This window comes from Micromonospora sp. LOL_014, assembly GCF_048060245.1.
Lineage (GTDB): Bacteria > Actinomycetota > Actinomycetes > Mycobacteriales > Micromonosporaceae > Micromonospora_E.
Window position 1 is genome coordinate 178,154 of record NZ_JBHMIP010000008.1, and the last position, 24,251, is coordinate 202,404.

22 protein-coding genes and 1 pseudogene are annotated in these 24,251 nt (G+C 70.8%); 11 read left to right on the forward strand and 12 right to left on the reverse strand.

Annotated elements, in window-relative coordinates; translation table 11 throughout:
- Positions 1–110 precede the first annotated feature (110 nt).
- The 8 genes and pseudogenes from ACFHW1_RS09665 (at position 111) to ACFHW1_RS09700 (ending at position 5,541) form a co-directional block, all read left to right on the forward strand.
- The gene (locus ACFHW1_RS09665) at positions 111–902 is read left to right on the forward strand and encodes a hypothetical protein (protein WP_416551956.1); all 792 of its coding nucleotides are present in this window, start codon (positions 111–113) and stop codon (positions 900–902) included.
- Positions 903–936: 34 nt separating this feature from the next.
- Positions 937–1,416, forward strand: a complete 480-nt coding sequence (locus tag ACFHW1_RS09670; RefSeq protein ID WP_416551957.1) for a barstar family protein — start codon at positions 937–939, stop codon at positions 1,414–1,416.
- A 31-nt stretch (positions 1,417–1,447) separates the two neighbouring features.
- Entirely contained in the window at positions 1,448–1,789 is a 342-nt protein-coding gene (locus ACFHW1_RS09675; RefSeq protein ID WP_416615254.1) for a hypothetical protein, read from the forward strand.
- An 86-nt stretch (positions 1,790–1,875) separates the two neighbouring features.
- Entirely contained in the window at positions 1,876–2,952 is a 1,077-nt protein-coding gene (locus ACFHW1_RS09680; RefSeq protein WP_416597647.1) for a DUF6183 family protein, read from the forward strand.
- Positions 2,953–3,010: 58 nt separating this feature from the next.
- Positions 3,011–3,187 (forward strand): annotated as a pseudogene (locus ACFHW1_RS09685) (CPCC family cysteine-rich protein); the annotation flags it as partial.
- A gap of 447 nt (positions 3,188–3,634) precedes the next feature.
- On the forward strand, positions 3,635–4,723 hold the full coding sequence (locus tag ACFHW1_RS09690) for a barstar family protein (RefSeq protein WP_416615272.1): 1,089 nt from the start codon (positions 3,635–3,637) through the stop codon (positions 4,721–4,723).
- Positions 4,724–4,865: 142 nt separating this feature from the next.
- Positions 4,866–5,126: a type II toxin-antitoxin system Phd/YefM family antitoxin gene (locus ACFHW1_RS09695; RefSeq protein ID WP_416615256.1), complete on the forward strand. Its 261-nt coding sequence runs from the start codon at positions 4,866–4,868 to the stop codon at positions 5,124–5,126.
- Complete coding sequence (locus ACFHW1_RS09700; RefSeq protein WP_416551962.1) at positions 5,116–5,541, forward strand: type II toxin-antitoxin system VapC family toxin; 426 nt, start codon at positions 5,116–5,118, stop codon at positions 5,539–5,541. The genes ACFHW1_RS09695 and ACFHW1_RS09700 overlap by 11 nt, the downstream gene beginning before the upstream one ends.
- Before the next feature lie 7 nt (positions 5,542–5,548).
- Here the strand turns inward: ACFHW1_RS09700 and ACFHW1_RS09705 are convergent, their stop codons facing one another.
- Positions 5,549–5,974, reverse strand: a complete 426-nt coding sequence (locus tag ACFHW1_RS09705) for a hypothetical protein (protein ID WP_416551963.1) — start codon at positions 5,972–5,974, stop codon at positions 5,549–5,551.
- A 414-nt stretch (positions 5,975–6,388) separates the two neighbouring features.
- On the opposite strand from ACFHW1_RS09705, the gene ACFHW1_RS09710 reads away from it, so the two are divergent.
- Positions 6,389–6,604 (forward strand): hypothetical protein, encoded by a 216-nt coding sequence (locus ACFHW1_RS09710; protein WP_416551964.1) that lies wholly within the window; start codon positions 6,389–6,391, stop codon positions 6,602–6,604.
- A gap of 104 nt (positions 6,605–6,708) precedes the next feature.
- Here ACFHW1_RS09710 and ACFHW1_RS09715 read toward each other — a convergent pair whose 3' ends face one another.
- The 5 genes from ACFHW1_RS09715 to ACFHW1_RS09735 form a co-directional block, all read right to left on the reverse strand.
- Positions 6,709–7,410 (reverse strand): hypothetical protein, encoded by a 702-nt coding sequence (locus tag ACFHW1_RS09715; protein ID WP_416551965.1) that lies wholly within the window; start codon positions 7,408–7,410, stop codon positions 6,709–6,711.
- Complete coding sequence (locus ACFHW1_RS09720; RefSeq protein ID WP_416551966.1) at positions 7,410–7,955, reverse strand: RNA polymerase sigma factor; 546 nt, start codon at positions 7,953–7,955, stop codon at positions 7,410–7,412. Before ACFHW1_RS09720 ends, ACFHW1_RS09715 begins: the two co-directional genes overlap by 1 nt.
- A 60-nt stretch (positions 7,956–8,015) precedes the next feature.
- Positions 8,016–8,960, reverse strand: coding sequence for an acyltransferase domain-containing protein (locus ACFHW1_RS09725; protein ID WP_416551967.1), 945 nt, complete (start codon positions 8,958–8,960; stop codon positions 8,016–8,018).
- An 84-nt stretch (positions 8,961–9,044) separates the two neighbouring features.
- Complete coding sequence (locus ACFHW1_RS09730; protein WP_416551968.1) at positions 9,045–9,866, reverse strand: SAM-dependent methyltransferase; 822 nt, start codon at positions 9,864–9,866, stop codon at positions 9,045–9,047.
- 158 nt (positions 9,867–10,024) lie between these two features.
- Positions 10,025–10,594, reverse strand: a complete 570-nt coding sequence (locus ACFHW1_RS09735) for a TetR family transcriptional regulator (RefSeq protein WP_281552872.1) — start codon at positions 10,592–10,594, stop codon at positions 10,025–10,027.
- A 121-nt stretch (positions 10,595–10,715) separates the two neighbouring features.
- Between ACFHW1_RS09735 and ACFHW1_RS09740 the strand changes: the two genes are divergently transcribed.
- Entirely contained in the window at positions 10,716–11,624 is a 909-nt protein-coding gene (locus tag ACFHW1_RS09740; RefSeq protein WP_416615257.1) for an SDR family oxidoreductase, read from the forward strand.
- A 21-nt stretch (positions 11,625–11,645) separates the two neighbouring features.
- Here the strand turns inward: ACFHW1_RS09740 and ACFHW1_RS09745 are convergent, their stop codons facing one another.
- The 5 genes from ACFHW1_RS09745 to ACFHW1_RS09765 form a co-directional block, all read right to left on the reverse strand.
- Entirely contained in the window at positions 11,646–13,991 is a 2,346-nt protein-coding gene (locus tag ACFHW1_RS09745) for a 2OG-Fe(II) oxygenase (protein WP_416615258.1), read from the reverse strand.
- A gap of 97 nt (positions 13,992–14,088) precedes the next feature.
- Positions 14,089–15,399, reverse strand: coding sequence for a TIGR02679 family protein (locus tag ACFHW1_RS09750; protein ID WP_416551972.1), 1,311 nt, complete (start codon positions 15,397–15,399; stop codon positions 14,089–14,091).
- On the reverse strand, positions 15,396–19,604 hold the full coding sequence (locus ACFHW1_RS09755; protein ID WP_416615259.1) for a TIGR02680 family protein: 4,209 nt from the start codon (positions 19,602–19,604) through the stop codon (positions 15,396–15,398). The genes ACFHW1_RS09750 and ACFHW1_RS09755 overlap by 4 nt, the downstream gene beginning before the upstream one ends.
- A 38-nt stretch (positions 19,605–19,642) precedes the next feature.
- Positions 19,643–20,893 carry a TIGR02678 family protein gene (locus ACFHW1_RS09760; RefSeq protein ID WP_416551974.1) on the reverse strand — a complete coding sequence of 417 codons (1,251 nt, stop codon included), beginning with the start codon at positions 20,891–20,893 and terminating at the stop codon, positions 19,643–19,645.
- The gene (locus ACFHW1_RS09765; protein WP_416551975.1) at positions 20,890–22,500 is read right to left on the reverse strand and encodes a TIGR02677 family protein; all 1,611 of its coding nucleotides are present in this window, start codon (positions 22,498–22,500) and stop codon (positions 20,890–20,892) included. Before ACFHW1_RS09765 ends, ACFHW1_RS09760 begins: the two co-directional genes overlap by 4 nt.
- Positions 22,501–22,833: 333 nt before the next feature.
- On the opposite strand from ACFHW1_RS09765, the gene ACFHW1_RS09770 reads away from it, so the two are divergent.
- Positions 22,834–23,295, forward strand: coding sequence for a hypothetical protein (locus ACFHW1_RS09770; RefSeq protein ID WP_416615260.1), 462 nt, complete (start codon positions 22,834–22,836; stop codon positions 23,293–23,295).
- Positions 23,296–23,404: 109 nt separating this feature from the next.
- Here ACFHW1_RS09770 and ACFHW1_RS09775 read toward each other — a convergent pair whose 3' ends face one another.
- Complete coding sequence (locus ACFHW1_RS09775) at positions 23,405–24,175, reverse strand: SDR family oxidoreductase (protein ID WP_416551977.1); 771 nt, start codon at positions 24,173–24,175, stop codon at positions 23,405–23,407.
- Positions 24,176–24,251 lie beyond the last annotated feature (76 nt).

A 24,251-nucleotide genomic window follows, 5' to 3' on the forward strand; every position in this document is an offset into this window, starting at 1 on the left:
ACGTCGACCGGCAGCATACAGTGAACGGCATGCCGCGTAGTGAGTCAGGTAGCCCACATCTGTATTCCACCACAGGACTTCGGTGGACAGCTCCGCCAAATTGGACCGAGATGCCACCGGGATGGACACCTACCGCAGATTGGCACCCAGATCCCGATTGGGGGCCGCCGCCGCCAGGTTGGGCGTTCCTCAGGCTGAGCGACTGCGCCGCAGACGCAAACCTACCACTCGCGTACCGCGACGCACCAATAGACGAGAAATTCAGAATTTACATCGACAACCCAAATCACCCTGCCAAGTCATTCGTAGAATACCTCGGGAGCATTCGCGACATCATTGAAACCACCTTCAGAGTCAGCAACGAAGCGGCGCGCGCCGGCAGGATCTACCGCGAGATCGCACTGAGGTCGTTGATCGACGCAACAGAGATAATCGAACGGTCCCTACGCACGGAGACCCCTACGCCGTTCGTATTTTTCGCCTGCGTTCAGGACGCAATGAGCGCCATCAAGATGTTCTCCGCAGCAGTCGACCTGGCCCTTGGCAACCCCCCGCAAAGGGATAGCCATACAACAATCAACTCTGACACCAAGTCCGCAAACGATTCCCCACTCTCTGCAATGGCCGACCTGGAGAAGGATGCCAGCGACCAGTTCCAAATCGTGTTCGACTCCACAGCCAAGCGCGTGATTGCCGTTCTCCGGGAAGCCCTACACGAATCCCAGTTCGGGGGACGACGGGGGACTGCAGCCAGGAAGGCTCTTGAGAATTCCGGCGAGGCAAAGCGACTTATCGAACAGGTCGGCAGTGGGAGAATAGAGCTCAGCGAGGGATTGCGGATCATTGACAAACTGGAGAGCATCGGCCGCCGAGTCGCCGCCGCAGTCGGCACCCGATTTTGATCGGGCAACTCCTGCGCTGGCTCACCGACAACGGATGGCGGAGGAAGCGTGGCACAGCTCCAGCGATCCGATCGTGGTCTGCTCGCGTGGCTCCCTGGTGGAGTTGGCCGCAGTGCTTCCGGCGTCCGGCAGATTCGTGGCGGCCCGCCTTGACGGCATGAGGTTCACGGATGCCAACCAGGTCTTTTACGACTTCTCGGATGCCCTATTCTTTCCCCGCTACTTCGGCTGGAACTGGGACGCGCTGTCCGACTGTCTGAGAGATCTGCACTGGCTACCGGCGGACGGCTACCTGGTGATCGTCGACAACGCGCACCAGCTGCTGCCGGACAGCGCCCCGGACCAGCGCACACTCTTCCGCATCCTCGCCCAGGCAGTTCGCCATTGGTCCGGCGCGGGCGGCCCACCGGAGGGGACGGTCGTCCCATTCACCGTGCTGCTGCTCTGTGACCACGACGACGAGGCAGTACACCTGCGGCAGGCCGTCGACCAGGCACTTCACGAGACGCGCTGACGACCCCGGCGGTAGGCCATGATTGGCGTCCATGGGCACCGGCGATCCGTACACCACCATCACCGAGCCGACGTTCGTGGCACGGTTTCTGCTCGATCCAGGAACGGACATCGTGGACGCTGTGACCTCTGTCGACGCGTTCGTCGACCTTCCCGACGGCTCCACCTGGTCGTTGACGATCTTCACCGTCGACGAGGTCGGCCGCCTGTTGGCGCGGTGGAAGAATACCGGAGAGGTTGCGAACGGCAGCTACTTCTGGGCAGTTGACCAGCTCATCGTGCCGGAGCCCGGCATACCAGCGATGACCGCGGCGATCCGGGAGCTGGTGCGCAGCGGAGACATCACCAGTGCTGGCTCCCGATGCAAGGTCTAGCTAAGACCGCCAGCTCATGGTGCGTTCGCTGGTGCCGATCGAGGCCAGGTCGATGCGAGGAGTGAACACTGGCTAGGGTTCTCTGCGTGGATGACGATCCCCGAAGCATCGTGGCTGGCCTCGCCGAGTCGGGCGACGTAACGGGGGTTAAGGAGTTCGCCGAGAAGCATCTCCAGGCCGGCGACGCACGCTTCGTCGCGGATCTCGGCATCGCGATGTGGCGCAGGTTCGGAGGCGATACGACGGCACCGTGGCAGTACCGCAGCGTGTTCAATCGGACGCTGCGGCTGCTGACTCTGACGCCGGGGGTGACCGACCAGGCCGTTCGGTTGATCTCCGTCGTGCAGGACCGTCGCCAGGTCCGGTACGCCGCGTCGCTGCTCGCTTCGGCCCATACCGTCACCGATCTGGGCGTCGTGTTCGATGCAGGCAGATCGGAGGAGCTGCGGGCCTGTCTGCTGCAGGAGCTGGTATTGCGCGGAGCTAAGGTGCATCACCGGTGGGCCGAATCGCCGCACTGGCGCCATCATCCGCTCGGCTGGCTACCGCTGTCGTTGACTCCGATCGAAGGACGCCCCAGCCTTCCCGAGTACCACATCGACGGTGGCAGCCATGAGCTACCAGACATGGCAGCGAAACCTGTTCAGGGGCACGGCCCTGTTCCTCGTTGGCGGGAGACGACCACGTCCGGCGAGGCGGTCCCGCTGAGCGCAGCGGTCGACAACTGGGCCGAGGGATCCAACGGCCGTATCGAGGCACGGACGTTCGCGTTCGACGACGACCTCCCGCCGGACGCCGTCGGCGATGCGCTGGTGAGCGTCGGCCTGGAATGCGCCCAGGGCATGACAACCGGGCTCGGCGCATGCTCGGCGCTGCAGGCGTGGCAGCAGTTGTTCTCGGCAGCGTCGACCGGCGGCGCGTACAACCGCGGCGCGTATGGAGCGTACGGACGGTTGCTGGCGTGGCGGTCGGTTGCGGCGCTGGTCGGCGCTCCGCATGGCGCACCGGTCGGTGACGTCGAGGCGCTGGCGCATCGCTGTTCGTGGTATTCGTTCGCCGGCTCCACCGCATGGTTCGACCGCATTGCCTGGGATATCGGTCTGGCAGTGGTGTCACCGGACCGGCGAGGGCTGGCGGTCCTGGCTGCCAGCGACACCGACTGATCCAGCTACCCGAGGCAACCTTTCAGGTAGCGACAGAGGCACCTGTCACACTTGATGTATGGACCTCGTGTACCCATGTGTGTGTTGCGGCTACCAGACGATGACCGAACCACCAGGATCTCACGATATTTGTCCAATATGCCATTGGGAAGACGATGTCTACCAGTTGCGCCGGCCCTACCGAGCGCGAGGCGCGAACATATTATCGCTGATCGAGGCGCAACGGGATTTTTACCTGAAGGGACCTGGCAGCGAAGGCGAATCGAATGAGCGGTGGGTCGACCCCGCTGATTACGGCCGAGAACCACACTGGCGGAAGATCGACCTCCAGCGGGACCACTTCGAGCCAGGCAGTCGCGCCCTCGGAGGGTGGCCGGAGGATCGGACCGTCCTGTACTGGTGGCGCCGGCGCCGAGGCCAGACATGGTGGGAGGATCCGCAGGCCATCGAGCCCCAAGAACATCCAACGGAAGCAGCCGATCCGACCGCGTTCGCCGCAGCGGTCCGCGCAGTCGCATCTGTAGCACCTCCCGCCGATCCGGACAATCTCTCGGGAATGTCGATCGACTTCGACCACTACTTGCTCCGATGTCCTTCGATCCGAGAGGTGGCCGTAAACACGACACCCGAATCTGCCCAGCAGATCACGGCCTTCTGTCTCGCCGAACCAGCAGCATCACCTATGCGTGTCGCCCTGGAGGTCGAGCAGATCTGGCTCAGCGACCTGAGATATTCGTACTGGGAAGTGCACCGACTGGAAATTCTGGCCACTTACGTCAATCTCGAAGTTGCCACCCAAATCGACGAGGACGGTTACTACATCAGCGGACTGATCGCCGTTCGATGGCTGCCCGCCAGGAACCCGAACCGTGCAGCGCGGTACACCCGGTACGGTCGCTCCATGTCTCGTGGCGGAGCGCCTGGAGAACTGCTGCGGCGCTGGCACCGTACGCTGCCGCCCCGTTGGCTGCTGTTCAACGACGATGCCGACGATCCGGGCGAGGCGATCGCCGCATGCGTCGACATCGACGGCCTCTTCGAGGACGCCCAGCACGTGGTGTCAGCGGCGGCGCGGCCGACGGTGCTGATCGGATGCGATCCCGCGCCAACTCTGCGACGCGCACTCGACGCACTGGATCGCGGGGCCGGCAACCCTGGTGGGGCTGCGTGGCGCCGCCGAATCCGTGCCTCCATCGCCAGCGTGGGGAACGATGGCAGCGCGACACTGGTGGTCGGCGTACATGTCGAAGGTGCGGTCACGGCGGTTCGTTCGTCGGCCCTGGGCGGCGGCTTGGTCGATGTCACCCTGGACACCGCCTTCCCTGGCCCGATGCCGCGCGGGGCACGCCAGATCTGGGAACTCTGGCGCTCCGGCCGGCCGGCCGAACCAGGCCGCTGGGTGGGCTACGACCGCACTCTACGTCGCGAGTGGACCATGGCGGCGCTTTCCCACCACCGGCACGACGCCGCCGACAAGCCGGCGGGCACCGCCTACGAACTCGACGGGCAGAACGTCACCGACATCGAAGGCTTCTACTGTGCCATCGGCGAGGCGGTCAACGGAGCCGGCGGCTACTTCGGCTCGAACGCCGACGCGCTACACGACTGCACACGAGGCGGCTGGGGAGCCACCGCGCCGTTCAAGCTGGTCTGGCGGCATTCGGCTGTGGCTCAGGAGTGCCTGAGCCCGCCCACCGCAGCCGGCGACCCGGACTTCGGGCAACTCCTGCACTGGCTCACCGAGGATGGAATCGACGTCCGTGTGGGGTGACTTGCCGGGCTACCTGACGGTCGGAGTCACCAGGCCTTGCCTTGATCGAGCTACGCAGTGCGGGTTGTCGATGACTGACCCACCTCCCGAGCAGTGGTGCCACCTCGTAGCACCGCGTGCCACCCCGTGCTAGGCTTGCCGCATGGCAGCGGAACTCACCCAACGAGATCTTCGGGCGAAATCCGGACAGATCATGGATGCGGTTGAGCATGGTAAGTCGTTCATCGTCACCCGTAACGGCACCCCCATCGGTGAGTTGATCCCGCTACGTCGACACCGGGTGGTGACCCGTGAGCAGTTCGCGGGCATGTCGGCGAGCGCACCGGTCATAGATGCGGCGCGGTTCCGCGCCGACGCGGACAGCGCCATGGACGGCGGCCTCCGGGACCCTTATGAAGCCTGAGGCACACGGCCTGCTCGACACCAACATCCTTATCCTGCGCCGGCAGATCGACCACGCCCGGCTGCCGGACACCATGTCGATCAGCACAGTCACCCTCGCCGAGCTGTCGGCTGGTCCGCATCACACCGATGATCCAGCCGAGCGTGCCCGCCGGTTGGACGTGCTCCAACGGGCCGAGTCCGAGTTCGATCCGCTGCCGTTCGATGCGGAGGCGGCACGGGCGTTCGGCAGAGTAGTCGCAGCCGTGCTGGCGGCAGGTCGCAAGCCGAGAGCACGGACGGCTGACCTCATGATCGCGAGTGTCGCCATCGGAAACCGCCTGCCGCTCTACACCACCAATCCCGACGACTTCGCCGGTTTGGACACCTTGGTAACGGTGGTGGCGGTGCCGCTTCCTGGATCGCTTCAGGTGTAGGGATCGCTCAGGGCCACAGGCAGGATTCGTCGGGCAGGCGGCCCACGGTGAGGGGCGGGGCGGCGGTTTCCGACCGGACGTGGCCGAGCAGGCAGGCACGCCCGACCCGTACGGCGTACAGGATCGCCCCCGTCGGGGCCGGGTCGGTGTACCTGGCTGGCCGTACCGCCGGGTCGGTGAAGCCGGAAGCGATCAGCGCCCGCCGGACCGCGTCCGGTGTTGTGGCCGGGAGCCGACAGTGCTCCAGCGGCGCGGGACAGTCCGCGCCGAGCTCGCGGACGAAGCCGTCCAGCAGCGCCTGCCGGCACGGCTGCGCCGCTACCCGGTCGTCGTCGGCCAGCGGCATACGCCGGCCGAGATCCTCCGCGATGCGATCGCAGTAGCCATCGACACTGGATGCCACCTGGGCGCACATGAACTGCTCGACGGCCACAGCCGGCCGCTCATCCGGCTGGCTGGCTGAACACCGGTCCGCACCAGCGGCACAGCCACCGCTGTCGCGCTGGCGACCACGAACAACACGGCGATGGGTAGCCCAATCCGGACAGCCCGCATGGAGTCACCGTACCGCTGTCCAGCGACGCTTATGGGAGCGATGGGAGACCTCTTGTGCAGACACAGATTGCGCAGTGCCGCCGTACTGCCGAGTTGGTGATCGGTTGGGACACCGCCTGTCAGCGGCGGCAGGTCACGCTCGTTCCCAGCTCGACGGTCGCCGGCAACGACTGCGCTGACGGCGGACCCGACGCTGTCAGCTCCCTTGCCCCTCGAAGGTAGCGGAGCCTGCGTTTGGCAGACCAGATCGCCTGCGTTCGGCAGAGTAGGCGACCGCGTTGGTAGAGCAGAGGTGGACCTGCTCGCTCGACACGCGGACGGCCGGGTGCTGGGTGTCGAAGGCAAGCTGGCCTATCGCGTCGAGGGCGCCGGCACCAAGCATCTGCACTGGCTCCGTGACCGCATCGGCAAGGAACTGATCGATGGAGTTGTCGTGTATGCGGGCGAACACGCCTTCCGCTGCCGCGACGACATCGCGGTCGTAGCGCTGGCTTTCCTCGGCCCGTGACGGGCGTTGCCCGCACGCCCGAGACTAGCCATCGAGGTGAGGCTGACGCACCTCAAACGCGATTTTGAGGTGCGTCAGCCTCACCTCGATGCACAGCCACATGCTCACTCTTCTGAGCGCATTCCAGGTTCGGTGTAGAGGGTACTAACGCGCGAACCGAGATAGGTACAGGAGGTGTCATCAGCCGGTGCGATATAGAGCGTCGTGTACGTCACTTGCGTTGCGCCGTCGGCGAATGTGGAGATGACCATGACACTCCCGTCGGGGAACAGGTCTGGGCGTATGCGGTACCCATCGGCGGAGGCTGTTCTTTCGCTGCGGCTCCTGCTGGTGAGAGCTGCGTCTGCTCGTTGTTGCCCTGCCGAATCGAGGCAGACAGCTACCGGCTGAGCGTCTCTGGCGTAACGCAGCTCGGTTGGTACGCCAGCCTGGCGCAGGTCGGCGGCAAGACCGGCCGGGTCGTTGAGCCGGTCCCATTCCACGATCAACTCCACCGAGCCGTCGGAATTCGTGGTGACCGCGTACGCGGGGGTGGCACCGCCGGGGCCGGCAAGCCAGACCGTTGACGCCGCGAGGGCCACCGCCACCGCTGCGGCGGCGACCCCGCCGAACGCGAGCCGCCGGTGCCGCAGCTGCCGAGTGGTGGTGGGCTGTTGGCGTACCCCCGTCACGCCGGCAGGTTGCGCGGCGTCGGACCGGGGTTGAGCGAGGATGCCGACCAGCATCGCCGCGGCCTGCGGCGACTCCGCGTCCACCCGCCAGTCGGCGGCGGGGTCCGCGTCGCGCATCAGTCGGTCGGTCTCCATCATCGTCCTCCTTCGTGAGCCAGCGGGGAGAGCGCGGCGTCCGCCGGTCTCCTGGTCGGTGCCGATTCCAGTACGGCCGCCAGCCGCCGCCGCGCCCGAAACAACCGCACCTTGTACGCGGTACGACTGCACCCCATGACGGTGGCGGCGGCGGTGGCGTCGAGTCCTTCCCAGGCGGCCAGCCGCAGCGCCTCCTGGTCGGCTTCGGACAGTTGTGCCAGCGCGTGGCGGACCCGTACCTGGTCGACCACGGCATCGGCGTGGTCGGCCGTGACCGTCTCGGCAACCTCGCCCAGTCGCGTCGTCAGCCTCGCCTGCCGGTCCCGGCCCCGGATCTCGTTGCCGATCAGGTGCCGGGTCGTGGCGTACAGCCAGGGCAGCGGGTCACAGACCGGCACGTCGGGCAGGCGTCGCCAGGCGACGAGGAACGCCTCGCTGACGACGTCGGGCGCGCGTTCCCGGCCGACCCGACGGGCCGCGTACCGCATCACCGCGCCGTAATGTCGCCGGAACAGCTCCGCGAATCTTGTCCGGTCGTCGTCCATACCGGGTCTGTTTCCGCCTCGGCCGTCACGGTTACCGAGCCGGGCGGAAAGCAGGCGTGGTCAGATCGGGAAGCGACCGCGGCGCCACTGCCAGTGGCGGCCGGCGGACAGGTGGTCGACGACGGCGCGTTGCAGCACGGTACGGCGTGGTAGCGCGTCGAGCGGCGTGGTCAGGGTGCGGAACACGAACCGCAGCACCTCGACGTCGGCGTCCGGCCCGTCCTGCTCCTGGTACGGCTCCAGCTCGAACCGACGCTGGAACCGGACGATGTTCGAGTCCGCCGGCAGATACTCCCGCAGTTGCGGGTCGAGCAGCCACGACCCGCAGGCGAACGCCGCGTACCGCTCGTCGGGGAAGTGTCGGGGGAAGAACGCGCGGGCCGCGTCGAGTGACGCGCTGACCGCCTCCGGGGTCAGCGGCCCCGCGTCGGGGATGTGCAGTTCGATGGCGCTGTCGCTGCGGTGGTGCTGCAGCCGGCCCAGCTCGTAGAGGCTGCCGCGCACGTGCAGGGTCAGCCATGCCTGCATCACCGGCCAGCCCTCGCCACGCATCCGCCGGTCGATGGCGAGGTTGCGGCCCAGGTCCGCGAGGGTCGCCCAGGACACGGCGTCGGCGATGCCGTGGGCGCGGTGGTACGCCCGGACGACGTCGACCAGGGCCAGGTACGCGTACGCGTAGAGGTGCCGCCAGGCGGGTCCCCGGTCGCGGGGCAGCTCCGGGCCGGGTGCCAGCCAGCCGTAGCCGCCGAGGTCGGCCCGGACCAGGGCGATCGTCCGGTCGAGCAGCCAGCGCAGCTCCGGCGTCCACAGCGGCGAGTCGGGATCCGGCCAGCCGGCCATGATTACGGCGGCGTCGTCCGGCCGCACCGCGAGCCGGTCCAGGATCGCGGGCGCGTCGGCCCTGGCCGGCAGCGGAGCCGACGGCCGGTCACCGGCGAGCCGGTGCACCCGCTCGACGTCGGCGACGGGCACCCCGAGCCGGGCGGCGGTCTCGTCCAGGTTCACCCGGACGACGCTACCGCCCAGGTCGCCCTTTCCGGCGTGCTGCGGGCGGCTCGCCTCCGGCGATGGCACTGCCCGGTGTGGCGGTCAGGGAATTCGGGCGACCGCACCGTACACCGACACGTCGGCTGCCGCCGGACGTGGCTGGTCCTGCTCGTCGGCGCGCCAGTCGCTCACCACCCCGATCCCGGGTGGTACGAGGTCCAGGCCCTCCACCAGCGCGGCGAACTCGGCGCGTTCCCGGGGCCAGATGTCGGTCTGCCCGGCAGCCAGCATCCGGTCGTAGACCGCTGCGATCGGTGCCGGGAGGAAGTCCTTGGTCGCGTTGCTGACGACCAGGTAGCTGCCCGGCGGCAGCGCGTCGACAAGCTCGGCGACGACCGGTGCGGCCGCCCCTCGACCCGGCAGGAAGTGCAGTACCGCGACGAGCATCAGCCCGACCGGCTTGGACAGGTCCAGAGTGGCGAGCAGGTCGGGATGGTTGAGGATCTTGCCGGGCTCGCGCAGATCGGCCTCGATGTAGGACGTTTTGCCCTGGGTGGTGCTGGTCAGCAGGGCCCTGGCGTGCACCATCACCATCGGATCGTTGTCGACGTACACCACCCGCGACTCCGGCGCGATCGCCTGGGCGATCTCGTGCGTGTTGTCTGCGGTGGGCAGGCCGGTGCCGATGTCGAGGAACTGCCTGATCCCGGCCTCGGCGGCCAGGAACCGGGTCGCCCGGCCGAGGAAGCGGCGGTTCTCTCGCGCCGCGATCGGCGCGCTCGGCCAGGCCGCCGCGATCTGGTCCGCCGAGGCCCGATCGACGGCGAAGTTGTCCTTCCCACCGAGCCAGTAGTTGTATCGGCGGGCCGGATGCGGCACCGAGGTATCGAGCCGGTCGAACAGCGTTGCGTCGTGGTCGGCCATGAGAACCTCCGGAACCCAGTTGAGTACGCCAGGCCGTCGGCCGTCGCGTCGACGGCCAACGGGCGACCGATCATACTGGACGGTTCACTGTGCGCTGGCCCGGCGGGCGCACCGTCGTCCCGCGACAGCCGTCAAGCCGGCAACGTACCGCGCGGCAACTACCGTCGAACAGGCGAGGTGATCGCCTGTAGTTCGCTGGCGACCTCGGCGATCAGGTCGGTGAGCGAGTCGCGGTTGCCGGGCTCGACCCAGCGGGTGTACGCGACCCGGAACACGGTGACACCTGACTCGGTGGCCAGGGTCGCCGCGGTCTGGTCAAGGCCCTTGGCGCACAGCGCGGCAACGACCGCGGCCGCCAGCGAGCCCATCTTACGCAGCTCACGTTCCTGCAGCTCGGGACTGCTCTCGATGATGGTCTGGCGCACCCGGACCAGCTCGAGACGGTCGGCGAAGATCTCCTCCGCCACTTGACGGAACGCGGCGACGACCGCTTCGAAGGGGGCGGCGTCCGTCTCGGTCACCGCCTTGACGAGCAGGTCCTCCAGTTGCTCGCTGCCGCCGAACAGCGCCTCGCGTTTGTCGCCGAAGAGCCGGTAGAAGGTGCGTTTGTCGAGGCCGGCGCGGGTGGCGATGTCGGTGACCGTGGTCTGTTCGAAGCCGCGTTCACGGAACAGCTCGAAGGCGGCCGCCTCCAGGCGGCCGCGTGCGTCCGGTTGCCAGCGGGCCATGCCGCGATGGTATCCGATGTCACACTACGACATCTTCTTGATCCAAGCCATGTCGCATGGTGACATCACAAGGTAGGGTGATGTCACAAGGCGACATCGGTACTCACGAAGGAACACCAACATGCGCGTATTCGTCACAGGCGCCTCCGGCCACCTCGGCTCGGCGGTCGTGCCGGCCCTGATCTCCGCCGGCCACGACGTCGTCGGCCTGGCCCGCTCCGAAGCATCCGCTGCCGCGATCGAGAAACTGGGCGCCGGGACGCGTCGCGCCGACCTGTCCGACCTCGACGTTCTGCGCACCGAAGCGAACGCCGCCGACGGCGTCATCCACCTGGCGTTCCGTCACGACCTCCTGCTCACCGGCGACCTGACCGGCGCCGCCGGTGCCGACCTGGCCGCCCTCCACGCCCTCGCCGACGGTCTGAGCGGCTCCGGCAAGCCGCTGGTCGGCACGGGCGGCACAGCCATGCTCGCGATGGGCGGAATCGTCGACCGCCCCGGCACTGAACACGACGCTCTCCCGAGCGGCTACCGGGTCGACGCGGAGAACTTCGTGATCGGCCTCGCCTCCCACGACGTGCGCTCCTGCGTCGTCCGGCTCGCTCCGACGGTGCACAGCCCGCTCGACCGCAACGGTTTCGTCACCGTCCTCGTCGCCGCCGCCCGGCAGCACGGGTACGCGGCGTACGTCGGCGAAGGCACAAACCGGTGGCCGGCCGTGCACACGCTCGACGCGGCCGACCTCTACCGGCTCGCCCTCGAAAAGGCCCCGGCCGGCTCCCGCCTGCACGCCGCCGCCGACGAAGGAGTCCCCTTCCGAGAGATCGCCGCCGCCATCGCCCGCAACCTCGACGTGCCGGTCCGCAGCATCAGCCCCGAGGAAGCCGACGACTACTTCGGCTTCCTCGGGCCGTTCGCCCAACTGGACAATCCGACGTCGGCCGCGATCACCCGGGAACTCCTGGGCTGGTCCCCCAGCCGCCCCGGCCTGATCGCCGACCTGCACGACGGGCACTACTTCCAGGCGTGACGTCCCCGACGCGACCAACGCTCAGCCGAGGTCCTCCGGGCCCAGGGAGAGCCAGGCCAGGTCTTCCTGGGCGCGGCGGCGGGACTCGCGGTCGCGGTCGAAGAGCGCGTCGGTCTTGCGCAGGACCAGAGTGTACGGTCGCCCGCTGCGCCGGGTCTGATGGTCGACGGGCAGGTCAGCCTGGTCGACGCGGGAGTGGACATGGCGGCGGCGCTGCTCGGCCAGCGGCCACTCGAAGGTGCGGCGCGCCGGATCGCCGAGGAACGCCACCAGGGTGGCGCACAGCTCACAGTCGCATCCCTTGGGCAGTTCCACCGACCAGTCGTCGGCGGCCCGAGCCGGCCGGGCGAGCTGCCGCTCAAGCCGCCGGGCGACGTGCGCGGCGAGGGTGTCGATGCCGGCCACCTGCTGCCCCGCCTGGTCCGGTGCGGTCGCGCGGGCGGCCCGCAGCGTCGACATCGCGCAGGCAAGCACGTCGTCCTCGTCCTGGCAGAGGAACTCGACCGCCGGGTCAGCCAGGTCCGCCGTACCGAGGCTGGCGGCACCGGCCAGGACGACGGCGATCTGCGGCCCCAGGTCCGCGAGGTACCTGCGCCGGTCGCGGGCCGCCGGGTAGGTGAGCATTCCTCGGGCCCGGCCGTGCAGTTCGGACCAGACGCCGGCCACCAGCAGCCGGCCGACCAGCACACCCCCGGTGTCGGGGGTGGCACGCAGCGCCGCGCACATCGCGGGCAGCGATGCCAGCCAGTCCGGGGTCTGCTTGTCGAACAGCGGCGAACGGGACAGCCAGTTTCGGCCGAACCAGCCGTTGACCCGCTCCCGGGTCCAGGACTCGCCGTAGCAGGTGGCGAGGCGGGCGAGCACCGGGGCGTCGGCCGGCGCCAGCGTCTCCACCCGCAGCGGCGCGAGCAGCATGGCGGCCAGGTCCGGCTCGTCGAGCTCCCAGGCGACCGCCAACGCCCGCCCGACGACAAGTTCACCGGCCGCCGGGGCGACCCGCCAGAACGAGGCGAGCGTGGCGGCGCTGCGCCGGGCACCGGCGACGTCCCCGGCCCGCAGCAGATCGGCGAGCCGGTCGAGGGCCCAGCCTGGCGACGCCTGCGCACGGATCGCGAAGGTCCACCGACGTGGCCACACGACGATCGCCGCCCGGCGGTACCACCGGTCCAACGTGTTGCCGTAGTTGCCCATGTACCCCTCGTACTCCGACGATTGGGGCGACAGGTCCGCGGTGGGCGTCGTGGCACACACCTCGTCGTCGGAGATCCGCAGCGACGTCGGCACCACCTCGCCGGACTCGTCCAGCCAGCAGTCGAGGGTCATCGACGAGTCGATGAGCTCTTCGAGCTCGTACTCGCCCGACCCGCTCCCGCCGCTGGGTTCCTCGTCGTTTCGATACCGGCCGTACCGACTCCGGCCCCGACCCCAGCGGCCCCATGATTCCTCGGGGTCGAGGGCGCTCCAGGTCTCCTGCAGCTCCGCCAACGCCAGAGTGACCTCACAACCGGCTGCCTGCGCGGCCGCCCGCACCGCTGCGGCACGGCCGACGTCGTCGCCCTTGAGCCGGTCCCAGCCCAACGCCCGCTGGGTGTACTCGTGATCCAGCAGGTAGACCAGCCGGGCGGGCCCGTCGGTCGGTTCCGCGAAGTGATCGTCCAGGCAGCCGGCCAGTCCGGTGACCAGGTCCTGGCCCAGCGAGCCGGCGGCCAGGGTGACCGGGTCACCGGCGAGCAACAGGTTGTAGGTCAACACGATCCGGTGGCCCGCCGTCACCGGCGACACCTGATGCCGACAGTCGGCGTAGAACGCGACGAAGGTCAGCTCGTCCGGTGACGATTCGTAGCTCCCGGTCCGGCCGGCGTGCTCAATCGACAGCACGCCGCCGGCCGACTCCGACGGCAACGTCACCACCAGGGTGCCGATCATGGCATCGGCCTTCTCCGAATCCTGATGTGGCGCGAAGAACTGGCCGGGCGCGTACACCAGCATCGAGTGCAGCTCGGCGACCAGCTCGCACCCCTGCGGCAGGCCGAGGTCGGCCCGGAGCTGGTCCAGCATCGGGTGGAGCGTCTCGTGCCACCGCTGTTCGTCGATGTCGACGAGGCTCGTCGGGACTTCCCACGTGTCGCGGACCCCGGCGTCCGTCAGCGTCTGCTCACCCTTGCCGAACCTGGCCGGCCGGCCAACTGAGCACAGCTGCTTCGCCTGCTCGGCGGCCGGCGGCAAGGCGATCGGCCCGACACCGCGCACCGCGAGCCTCAGACCATGGGGTGACGCGGTACGACGTGCGCTGAACGCGCCAGCCGGGCCAACGGTGCCCAGTAGCGCGGCCAGTCGGTCAGGCGGGGTAACGGGGGATGCTGGCACGCGCAGACTCTAGGCCAGCCAATCCGGTAGGGCCACTCCCACGTCCGTTCAGCGGACAACCGGTGCGACAGTCGACTATGGGCAGGATGATCACGCGCTACTGGGCACCGGACAGGTCGGCGAGGAGGGTGTCGAGGACCAGCTCCTCCTCGACCCGCGTACCGTGCCGGCTCATCGCAGCGGTCAGCTCCGCGTCCCAGCCGGCGTCGACCGGCCGGCCGGTCAGCGTCCCCGACACGGCGCCCACCACGGCCGCGCCCGCCACCGCCGCCCGGTACGCGGCGGCGTCGTAGCGCCACGGCTGCCACGGCACCCGGGAGCGCAACAGGTTGGCGATCCGTACCCCGCCCCAGTCGAAGTCGCCGTGGTAGCGCAACCGCGCGCCGCCGGCCGTCAGGCCGGTCAGCAGCCGCAGCGCCGCCGTGCTCGGCTGGCCGTTGACGCAGACCAGCGGCGGACACTCCGGACCGAGCAGGTCGGCCGCCGCGGCCAGCACCGTCGGGTTCTCGCAGACGTGGACGGTGCCGGCCGGGAAAGTCGACCGCTCCCGGCCGAGTTGGCGCAGGGTCAGCACGAGCGGCTCACCGGCCGTCGCGGCGGGCGCCGTCAGGGCGGACAGCCGGCTGCCCGGACTCGCCACGACGTTGAGCGTCAGTACGGTCGACGACAGTTCGTCGACAAGGACACCGGCGCTGTCCCACAGCGCCCGCCGCCGCTGCGCCGGGGACGTCGGTTCGTCGTCCCCGGGCCACCAGACGGCCCGCACCGCCGACAGTACGAGGGTGGCCAGTGGACGGTCGGCGTCGAGGGCGTGCGCGTCGCCGGTGGTGTGCGCGGCGAGCCGGGCCAACGGAGCACCGTCGGCAGGCAACGCCGCCAGCACCGCGACCAGGTGTTCGACGAGCCGGGCCGCCGCGTCCGGCGTACCGGACAGTCGGCGGGCCAGCGCCACCGTACCGCGATCGCCGCACCAGTCGGCCAGGTGCGGCGCGCGGCGGCCGAGCCGGTCCAACGGCGCCAGCACGGTACGCCAGGCGGCGTCGGCGGCGGCGCGGACCTCGGCGGTCACCGGCACCGGCCCGAGGAGGGTCTCGACGGCGGCGGCCAGCCCGTCCGGGTGCAGGCCGCTGCGGCGGACCACCTGGTCGAGGTCGTCGAGGTTGACCGTCAGCGAGGTGCCCCGGCCGGGTGGCCGCCCAAGCAGCCGTTGCACCGCCAGCCGCTCGGCCGGTGTCGGCTGGCTCAGCGAGATCGTGCCGGTCAGCGGCCGGCCGTGGGCCATCCGCTGGCGGACCCGCTGCACGACCCGTTCGGTGTCGGCCCCGCCGAGCTGCCGGCGCAGCCGATCAAGATCCGGCCCGACCACATCGAGATCCGGCCCGACCACCGCGCCGTCCGGTCCGGTCACTCGGCGGACCACAGAGCGGGCTGCTCCGAGCCGTCAGGTCCGGTTGGGTCCGGTCGGGTCGGGTCGGGTTCGCCGGCCGGGCGGGTCGGTCGCTGCTGCGGTACCGCCAGCTCGACCCGAGGCATCCGGTGCCGTTCCCGCCCGTCCCACCGCCACGGGGTGACCAGGACGGCGTCGATGCCGTCGTGCCGGGCCAGCTGCGCGATGCCCAGTCCGGGCACCTGCGGATAGCAGCCCCACTCCCGTTCGCTGGTCATCACCACGTCCAGGTCGAAGGTGGCGAGCAGCCCGAGGCACTTGGCCCGGGAGTCGTCGTCGACCCCGGCGAACGCCTCGTCGAGGGCGATCAGCCGCGGCGCGTGCGCATTGCCCGCCGACCCGTAGTACGAGGACGCGGCGGCGAACAGCGGGATGCTGGCGGCCAGCACCCGTTCACCACCGGAGGCCGGGCCGGTGGCCGGCCGCCACTGCCCGTCCTGGTGGCGCTGGATCGCGAACTCGTGCCAGGCCCGGTAGTCCAACGCCCGGGTGAGCTGCTCGTGCCAGGTCGCCGCCTCGTCGCGCAGCCGTTCCCGGCTGATCTGCTCCTGCAGGAACGCGCCGATCGCTCGACGGTCGGCGTCGTTCCAGACGTCGGTGCTCTGCCGCAGCTGCCGGGCGCGCAGCTCGGCCAGGCCGGGCGGGGCGTCGCGGGTGGGCCGCCACAGCAGCCGCAGCCGCATGCCGGTGGAGGTGGGCCGCTCCTCCAGCTCGCCGTTCATCGTCGCAACCTGCTGCTCGGCGCCGGCGACCAGCTCCTGCAACGCTCCGGCGACCTCGTTGACCAGGTGGGTCTCCAGCACCTCCCGCTCGTGGGCGGAGAGCACCCGCTGCCGTTCGTCGATCTCAGTGACCAGGGCGGCGGACAGGTCCGCGACGGAGCGGCTGTGCCCCTGGAACACCACCTCCACGATCATGGTGTCCTCGCGGACGGCGGGCAGCACCTGGTGTCCGTGCCGGGACAGGCTGTCGGTGAGCACCTTCATGTCCAGGCTGACCTGGTGCTGGATCCGTTCCCAGGGGCGGTCACCGTCGTCGACGTCGGCGAGCAGCCGGTCGACGCCGCGCGCCACGGCCACCGCCGGGGTCGTCGCCCACGGCTGTCGGGTGTCCGGTAGTTCCTGCTCGGGGCAGGCCAGGGCGATCAGGCCGGTGTCGGCGAAGGCCCGCAGCACTTCGACGGCGGCGTCCCGGGTGGCGGTGGCCCCGTCGAGTTCCTCGGTCAGCCGGTCCCGTCGCCCGTCGGCGTCGCCCCGGGCACCCCAGGCGTCGCGTTCGCGCTGCCGGGTCTCCCGGCTTTCCCGCTGGCACTCCTGCTCGGCGTCGGCCACCTCGCGGAGCTGGCGTTCCAGGTCGGCGACGGTCGCGCCGGCGGTCACGTCCAACGTCTCGAACTCCACCCGGGCCAGCCGGGCCGTCTCGGCGGCCTCGGCCGCCTCGATCGCGGCCGGTTCGAGTTGCCCCTGCTTCTCCTCGTAGGTGCGGGACGCCTCGGCGCGGCGTCGCGTCGCGTCGCGTACCCCGGTCAGGGTGGGCCACCAGGCGGCCAACGTCACCTGGTAGTCCTGCAGCCCGTCGCGAACCTCCGCCAGCCCGTCGGCGTCGTGGGGCAGACCCACGTCGTCGGCGAAGTCGGTCGCCTCGGCCAGCGCCGTCTGCGCCGCCGAGACCGCCGTACGGTGCCTCGCCGCCGCCTCGTCACGCCGGCCGGCGGTGTCCCGGCGCAGCTGGTGGGCGCCACGGACCAGGGTGTGCGCCTCGCGCAGTGGCTGGTCGGAGGGGAGGTTCTCAATTTCCTGGCCGACCGCCCGCCGACGTTCGTCCAGTGTGGTGCGTTGCTCGGCGAGGTCGGCCGACACGGCGGCGAGTTCGTCGGCCTCGGCCCGCAGCGCGGCGATCCGGGCCCGCCGGGCCGCTTCCCGGGCGCCGTCGCCGATGTGCTCCGCGTCCGGTTTGGTCCACCGCCCGGTGACGACGCCGATGCCGAAGCCGCCGTCGGTGTCGACCCAGGTCGCCGCACCGGAGTCCGCGCCGAGGCCGATCGCGGCGAGGACGGCGGCGACGGTCGGCCCGGTCAGCGCGGTGGCGTGCGGGTCGGCGTCGTCGATCACCGGACGCAGCAGCGTCCCGAGGTTCGTCGCCACCTCGTCGGTGGGCCGCAGCAGCGCGTCGCCGCTGTCCGGGTGGCGGACCGTGCCGTCCGGGTCGATCCACGCGTCGAGCACCCCGGCGGCTTCCAGCGCCGCCTCGATGCCGGCACGCACCTGCGACGGCACGTCTTCAACGAAGTCGACGACCCGCCACAGTGGTGCGCCGGGCCGGTCGAGGCGCAGCTGCGGGGACCGGGTGTGCGGTGCCGGCGGCGGCTGGTGCGCCCCGTCGGTCAGCCGACGCAGCTCGGCGTCGATCTCCCCGACCCGATCGGCGACCCGCCGTTGCTCGGTCTCCACCGCCGCGTCGGCTCGGGCGATCGCCTCGGCGGCCGCCCGGCTGGCGGCGGTCACCTCCCGGGCGGCCGGGTTGTCCCCGTCCAGGGTGCTCACCCAGGAGTCGAGCCGGCCGAGCACCGCCTCCGGGTCGGCGATTGACAGCTCGACCAGGCCGGTCAGGTACTCCCCGGTGCGCCGTACCAGGGTCTCGCCCTGTTCGGCGGCGGCGGTCTCGGCGTCGGTGACCGCTTCGTCGGCCGCCGCGACCTCGGCGTCCAGCCGGTCGACCTCCTCCCGGGCGCGGTCTGCGAGGGTCCGGGCCGACTCGGCGGCCGCGCGGAGCCGATCGAGGGTACGCAGCGCGGCCCGCCGATCCTGGACCAGCTGGCCGGCGGCGCGGCGCGCCTCGTCGAGCCCATGGGCGGAGTCGTCCGGCAGGGCGGCGAGGACCCGGTCACGGTGCCGGTCGGCGACCCGCGCCGCCACCGCACCGCCGGCCACCCGGGTACGGGCCGCCGCCTCGTCCTCCTGCGCCGCCTGCAGCTCCTGCGCCGTCTGCTCGGCGGTACGCCGGGTCCGGGCCGCCTCCGCCTCGACGTCACGCAGGCGTTTGGCCTGCTGGTCGGCGAACGTCGCCCGCTGATCGGCCGCCTCCCGCAGCCGACGCAGATGCTCGGCGGTACGCGCCTCGGGGCTTTCCGCCAGCGCCCGTCGGCGCGCCTGCAGCTCGGTGGCGCGCGCGTCCAGCTCGGCCAGTTTGACCTCGGCCTGGCGTACCGCCTGGTCGGCCTGCTCGTGCGCGCGCTGCGCGTCGCCCAGCTCGCGGCCCAGTTGCTCGTACCGGCTGTGCTGCTGCCGCAGCACCGCGGCCTTGCGTTTCGTCGCGATCCGCGCGTACTGCCGGTAGCGGGTGAGGAAGTCGTCGGCGGCCTTCTTCGTCTCGCGCAGCTCGGTCAGCGTCTCCCGTTCGTCGTCGAGACCCCGGAACGCCTCGGCGACCTGGGCGATCAGGTTCTCGTCCAGCGGCGGCAGCGCGTCGCCGAGCGCCCGGGACAGGGTCTTCTCGTCCGGGCGCTTGGACAGCTGCGGCTGCCGCAGTTTGATCAGCAGGGACACCAGCGCGTCGTACCGGTCCCCCAGGCCGAACAGTGCCTCGTCGACCGCCCGCCGGTAGTCGACGGCCCGGTCGTAGAGCATCCCCGCCGGGCCGATCGCGTCCCGCAGCCGGTCCCGGGTCGCCGCCGTACCGGTGGGGGTGAGCAGCTGCAGATCGGCGCCGACCCGTTGGCTGGTGACGAAGTACCAGTGCCGGGCGATGCCGCGCCCGGCCACCGCCTTCAGTCCGCAGCCGATGGTCAGGTAGCGGGCGGTGCCGTCGGCGTCGCGGCGGCCGAACTCCAGCCAGGTGTAGCCGGTCCGCTCCGGGTGCGGGTGCCGGCCGCCGAGCAGCAGGTTCCACTCCATCCGCTTGTGCGGATCCCCGTCGGGCTCCACTCGGTATGGTGCCAACTCACCGTCCAACAGGAACGGTACGGTCAACGCGAGGACCTTCGACTTGCCGGTGCCGTTGTTGCCCCGCAGCAGCAGACTCCCGCCGTGGAAGTGGAACTCCTCCTGGTCGTAGTAGAAGATGTCCACCAGCCCGGCCCGCAGCGGCTGCCACCGTTCCCGGTCCGGCACCGGCAGCTCCCGGTCCGGTGTCGACGTCGGTGCGGATTCGATCGCGGCGGCGGTCACGGTGACGGGTACTTCCTCTCGTCGGCGTAACGGGCGTGTCAACGGGCGGCGGTCCGGGTCCCCTGGGCGACGGTCCGGGTCTCCCGGATCGTCGGCTCTGCCAGGGAGTAACGCGCGATCGCCGGGCGGGCTACGACCAGCGGATCCTCGGCCGGCTCGACAGTGATCAGCTTCAGGGCACGCAGCGCGTCCAACGCGGTGGCGACCAACTCGACCTCGGCGCCCGGATCGGTGGCGTGTTTACGCCAGTACGACCGGTGCGCCCGGGCCAGCTCGCGGGTGTGCCGGTGCAGCTCGCTGACCCGCAGGCCGCCCGCGCTCGCCGCACCTGCCGTGCCGGCCGCCGCGATCCGCTCCGCCAACAGCAGCGTCAGGTGGCTCTGCATCCCCTCGGCCGGCATCCGGACGTCGGTCAGCTCGTCGGCCGGGTCCACCATCGCGACCCCTTCGGCCCGTACCTCGCCGACCAGCCCGGTCAGTTGGGTGATCCGGTTCAGGATGGCGTATCGCTGGCTGGTCAGATAGGCCAGCTCGGCCTCGGTCAGCTCGTCGTAGTAGACGACCGGCTGTTCGAGCAGCAGCCGGGTGAGCCGGTGCCGCAGCGCCCGGTTGCGGGCATCCTCGACATCGGGCACCACCTCGACGGTCAGCGCCGCCAACCGGCCGTCCGGCGCCACGTCACCGATCATCGACGGGCCGCGGCTGCTGGCCAGCAGGCCGGCGATCACCCGCCGGTCCACGTCGTAGAGCACGTCACCGCTGGTGCCGAGGTACGCGTCCTCGTGGCCGGCCACCCGACGCAGCACCCCCCAGTGCAGCAGCAGCCGGACCACCGCCACCATGTCGGCCCGCCGTTCCCGCCGGTCCAGGGCGAACGTGAACCCGGTGGCGGCCAGCGCCGGATCGGCGGCGGCCAGCACCACGTCCTCGGCCAGCCGGCCCAGGGTGATCTGCCCGTCGGCGCGTTCCAGCGCGGCCAGGGCGAGGCAGGTCAACACGTACCGTTGCCGGGAGAACGGGGTCCTGGCCTTCGGGTCCCGAGCCGGGTGGGTCTGGTCCTGTGGGTCGGCGGTCAGCTTCATCAGCCGGATCGTCTGGGCGTCGGCGACCAGCCGCCACCCGGTCTCCCGGTCGAACCACTCGCGCAGCTCTGCGGCGTACGTGCGGACCAGCCGGAACTCGCCGTCCGGGGTCAGCCCGGCGACCAGCAGCGGGCGGGCGAGCAGCAGCCGGGCGGCCCGCTGCAGGCGGCCCGAGGAGTCGCCCTCGGCAGGGCCGCGCGCCCTCACCCGGCCACCCCGACCGCCGCGAGGTCGGCTCCGGCAGAGATCAGACCGGCCGAGACCAGGTCGGCTCCGGTCGGAGTCAGGTCGGTGATGTCGACCAGATGTTCCGGCCCGGTGAGCACCCCGTCGGCGGTGACGATCCGCACCGGCGGCGCCCCGTCGACGCGGACCAGGCGTACCCGTAGCGTGCCGTCGGAAGTGGTGGTGGTCACCTCCGTGGCGTCCGGCCGCCGGGCCGCCAGCGCGTCGCCCAGCAGATGGAGAAAGAGCCGGAACTCGGCGGTGTCCAGTTCACCGAGGCGCGACAGTGGGACGGGCCCATCGGTGGCCAACGCCGCTCGGGCGCGGGCCGTCTGGGCCGTCTCCCGCTCGGCACGTTCGGCCAACTGCCGCCGCTGCGCGGATCGGTCCAGCACCCGGCTCGGCGAGCCGCGCCGCTCGTACGATCCGGTCTTGCGCAGTCGAGGGCTGATCTCCAGCCGGGGTGCCTGGGCCCACGACGTCGACGCCGGCACCGGTCGCTGCTCGGCCGCAGCCAGGGTCTCCCCGGTGACGGTCAGGTGCCGCACCGGCGACAGGCCGAACGCGGTGTGCCACAGCCGGTGCGCGGCCTCGTCGTCGGGGGCCTGCGCGAACCACAGCGCCAGCGACCGGAAGTCGGCCGACCGGTCCGACCGGCCGGCCCGGCGTTCGTTGATCGACGCCACCGCGCCGAGCAGCTGCCGGATCGCGCCGATGGCGGCGGTACGCAGCAGCCGTGCCTGGGACTGCCGGCTGGCGTCGCCGCTGACGAACCAGTCCCGCAGCCCGTCCCAGCGTTGCTGCCAGACCACCCGCGCCTGATGCAGTGCCCGGTCGTCGGCGTCCTCGCCGGGTGCGGCGTCGACGGCCTCCCGGCGGGCCACGATCTCCAGCAGCGGGCGTACCCCGGTCGCCTCGATCCGGTGGGCCAGGTTGGCGATCTCCGCGCCCCGGTTGGCGAGATCGGCGATGAACCGTTCGAGGTACGCGATCAGCTGTTCCTTGTACGCGAGGAAGGCCGCCACATCCGCGTCGGCGAAGTCGACGGCCCGCCGCAGCGACGCCATGAACGCCTGCGCGTTGTCGGCCAGCCCGGTGAACCGGTCGACCAGGCTCAGCATCAGCAGGTGGGTCTTCGCCGGGTCGGGAGCGGACCCGGCGGCGGCCTCGGCGGCGATGCCCAGCAGGGCGCGCAGCTGGTCGGCGATGTCGGACAGCGCCACCGACTGCAGGGCGCCGCGTCGGCCGATCGCCTCCTCGTACGTGGCGATGGCCTGCTCGGCGGCGTGGCCGTGCGCGCTCAACTGGTAGAGGTAGCGAGCGCGGTGAAAGTCTTCTACGGTGGTGACCCGCCCGGTGTCCGGGTCGGCCCGCAGGTTGCCCCACTCGGCGAGCTGGGCCAGCGCCGCCGCGACGGCCTCCAGCGACGCCCCGGGGCCGATCTCCGCCAGGACGTCCTCCGGCCGCAGATGCACGGTGAACCGACGTTTCGCCCGGACGAAGGCGTCCAGCACGTCCCGGTACAGGGTGACGTTCTGCGCCTGCAGGTGCGCGAACGGCTGGACGGCCGGTGAGGTACCGGTGGACATCCCGCCATCATCGCAGACCCGGATCGGACCACGACGCACACAGCGGGCTCGTGGTTGCCGCGCCGGATGCTGCAGCGCGGAACGCGCTCGCCGGCCCGGTGGTGGAGGTGACCAGCCCTCGACGAGGGCTGCCGGAGCATCCTGGCCGCTGCCCGATCGCGGCCTTCGGCTACCGAGACACCTGCGGCACCAGGTCAAGCAGCACGAACCGAACTGCCTCACCCCACGGCAGCGGGCCGACGGCTGCCTGCCCACCTGCGTGGACCGGCCGATGTCGAAGGTCACCCGCGGACATCGCGGGCCTGTGACCGGGCGACCCGACCGACCGGTCTGATGTCGCTGGTCGACTGCGCGGTCAGCTACGACGCCCTCCATGCCGGGCACAGCACGGACGGTCGGACGCAGGCCAACCCGATGGTCGAGTGCCCGACCGTACGGGACCGGCTGCCGGCCGTACCGGCGCAGGCAGCGGCCGAGGTCGACCAGAATCTGAACCTGCTCGACCGGCAGACCGCCGAGGCCAACGAACGGTTGTTGACCACAGCCGGCGAGGGCGGCCCGAACTTCGCCCAGAACGCGATCGTGGGGACGCTGCGGGACAAGCGGCTGACCGCCCTCGAACGGATCGAGATCGCGATCGGCCGGCACCCGGCGCGGCCGACCGGGCTGACCCGGCTGGCGTCCTGCACCTTGCTCGGGCCGGGCAGCGGCGACAACAGCGGATCCGGTGACAACGGCAGTGATGGGGGCGACAAACGGTGGGGCCGGCGTCGTAGCCGACGGCCCGGACGCTGAACCGTCGGCGCTGCCCGTCCCCGCCGCCCGCCGCGCCGGTCCCCCTCTGGTGACCGGGCTGGTCCAGCCCGGTCACCAGAAAGGCGGAGTCACCGACAGGACCGGGAGATCACCAGGGGATGCTGCCGTCGTCGTTGACGAACGTGCCGGTCGGGCCGCCGTCGGGCAGGGTGGCCAGCCGGATCGGGGTGGCAGCGGCCTCCTGGACCGGACGCCCGACACCGCCGGTGAAGTCGGTGGCGACCAGCCCCGGACAGGCCGTGTTGATCAGGAAGTCGGTGCCGGCGAGTTGCCGCACGTAGTGCACGGTGATCGCGTTGAGGTACGTCTTCGTCGGCGAGTAGGCCGCCATGATCGGGCCGACGTTGATCTCCGGGTCGGACTGCCAGGTCAGTGAGCCGACGCTGCTGGAGATGTTGACGATGCGCGGCGACGGCGACCGGCGCAGCAGCGGCAGCATCGCGTTGGTCACGCGGATCACGCCGTACACGTTGGTGTCGACAACCTGGCGGACCACGTCGAGGTCGAGCGTGGTCGGGTCCTGCTCCCACCCCGGCCCGGTCTCGCCGGCGATGCCGGCGTTGTTGACCAGGACGTCAAGTCCTCCAGCGGTGCGTTCGATCAGCTGCGCGGCCTCGGTGACGCTGCGGTCGTCGGTGACGTCCAGCGGTACGGCGAACGCGTCGACGCCGGCGGCGTACAGCGTCTTGACGGCCGCTTCGCCGCGGGCGGCGTCGCGCGCTCCCACCGCCACCCGGTAGCCCTTCGCGCCGAGCCCTGCGGCGATCTCGTAGCCGAGTCCCTTGTTCGCGCCGGTGACCAGCGCGGTCTTCGTTCCGGTCGTGGCCTTCGTTCCGGTCGTAGCCTTCGTTTCGGTCATGACGCCGATGGTGGCGCGGCGGTAGCCGCCGTCGTTACACCAGTTGAGTTCCGCTGTCATACCCGGCGGGTATCAC

Excerpts from the sequence above, each read along its gene's own strand:
- ACFHW1_RS09730 (WP_416551968.1), bottom strand. The coding sequence starts at position 9,866 with ATGGCCGACCACGACGCAACGCTGTTCGACCGGCTCGATACCTCGGTG.
- ACFHW1_RS09720 (WP_416551966.1), bottom strand. The coding sequence starts at position 7,955 with ATGGACGACGACCGGACAAGATTCGCGGAGCTGTTCCGGCGACATTAC.
- ACFHW1_RS09735 (WP_281552872.1), bottom strand. The coding sequence starts at position 10,594 with ATGGCCCGCTGGCAACCGGACGCACGCGGCCGCCTGGAGGCGGCCGCC.
- ACFHW1_RS09665 (WP_416551956.1), top strand. The coding sequence starts at position 111 with ATGCCACCGGGATGGACACCTACCGCAGATTGGCACCCAGATCCCGAT.
- ACFHW1_RS09765 (WP_416551975.1), bottom strand. The coding sequence starts at position 22,500 with ATGTCCACCGGTACCTCACCGGCCGTCCAGCCGTTCGCGCACCTGCAG.
- ACFHW1_RS09740 (WP_416615257.1), top strand. The coding sequence starts at position 10,716 with ATGCGCGTATTCGTCACAGGCGCCTCCGGCCACCTCGGCTCGGCGGTC.
- ACFHW1_RS09700 (WP_416551962.1), top strand. The coding sequence starts at position 5,116 with ATGAAGCCTGAGGCACACGGCCTGCTCGACACCAACATCCTTATCCTG.
- ACFHW1_RS09695 (WP_416615256.1), top strand. The coding sequence starts at position 4,866 with ATGGCAGCGGAACTCACCCAACGAGATCTTCGGGCGAAATCCGGACAG.
- ACFHW1_RS09770 (WP_416615260.1), top strand. The coding sequence starts at position 22,834 with ATGTCGCTGGTCGACTGCGCGGTCAGCTACGACGCCCTCCATGCCGGG.
- ACFHW1_RS09675 (WP_416615254.1), top strand. The coding sequence starts at position 1,448 with ATGGGCACCGGCGATCCGTACACCACCATCACCGAGCCGACGTTCGTG.
- ACFHW1_RS09670 (WP_416551957.1), top strand. The coding sequence starts at position 937 with ATGGCGGAGGAAGCGTGGCACAGCTCCAGCGATCCGATCGTGGTCTGC.
- ACFHW1_RS09715 (WP_416551965.1), bottom strand. The coding sequence starts at position 7,410 with ATGGAGACCGACCGACTGATGCGCGACGCGGACCCCGCCGCCGACTGG.
- ACFHW1_RS09690 (WP_416615272.1), top strand. The coding sequence starts at position 3,635 with ATGCGTGTCGCCCTGGAGGTCGAGCAGATCTGGCTCAGCGACCTGAGA.
- ACFHW1_RS09775 (WP_416551977.1), bottom strand. The coding sequence starts at position 24,175 with ATGACCGAAACGAAGGCTACGACCGGAACGAAGGCCACGACCGGAACG.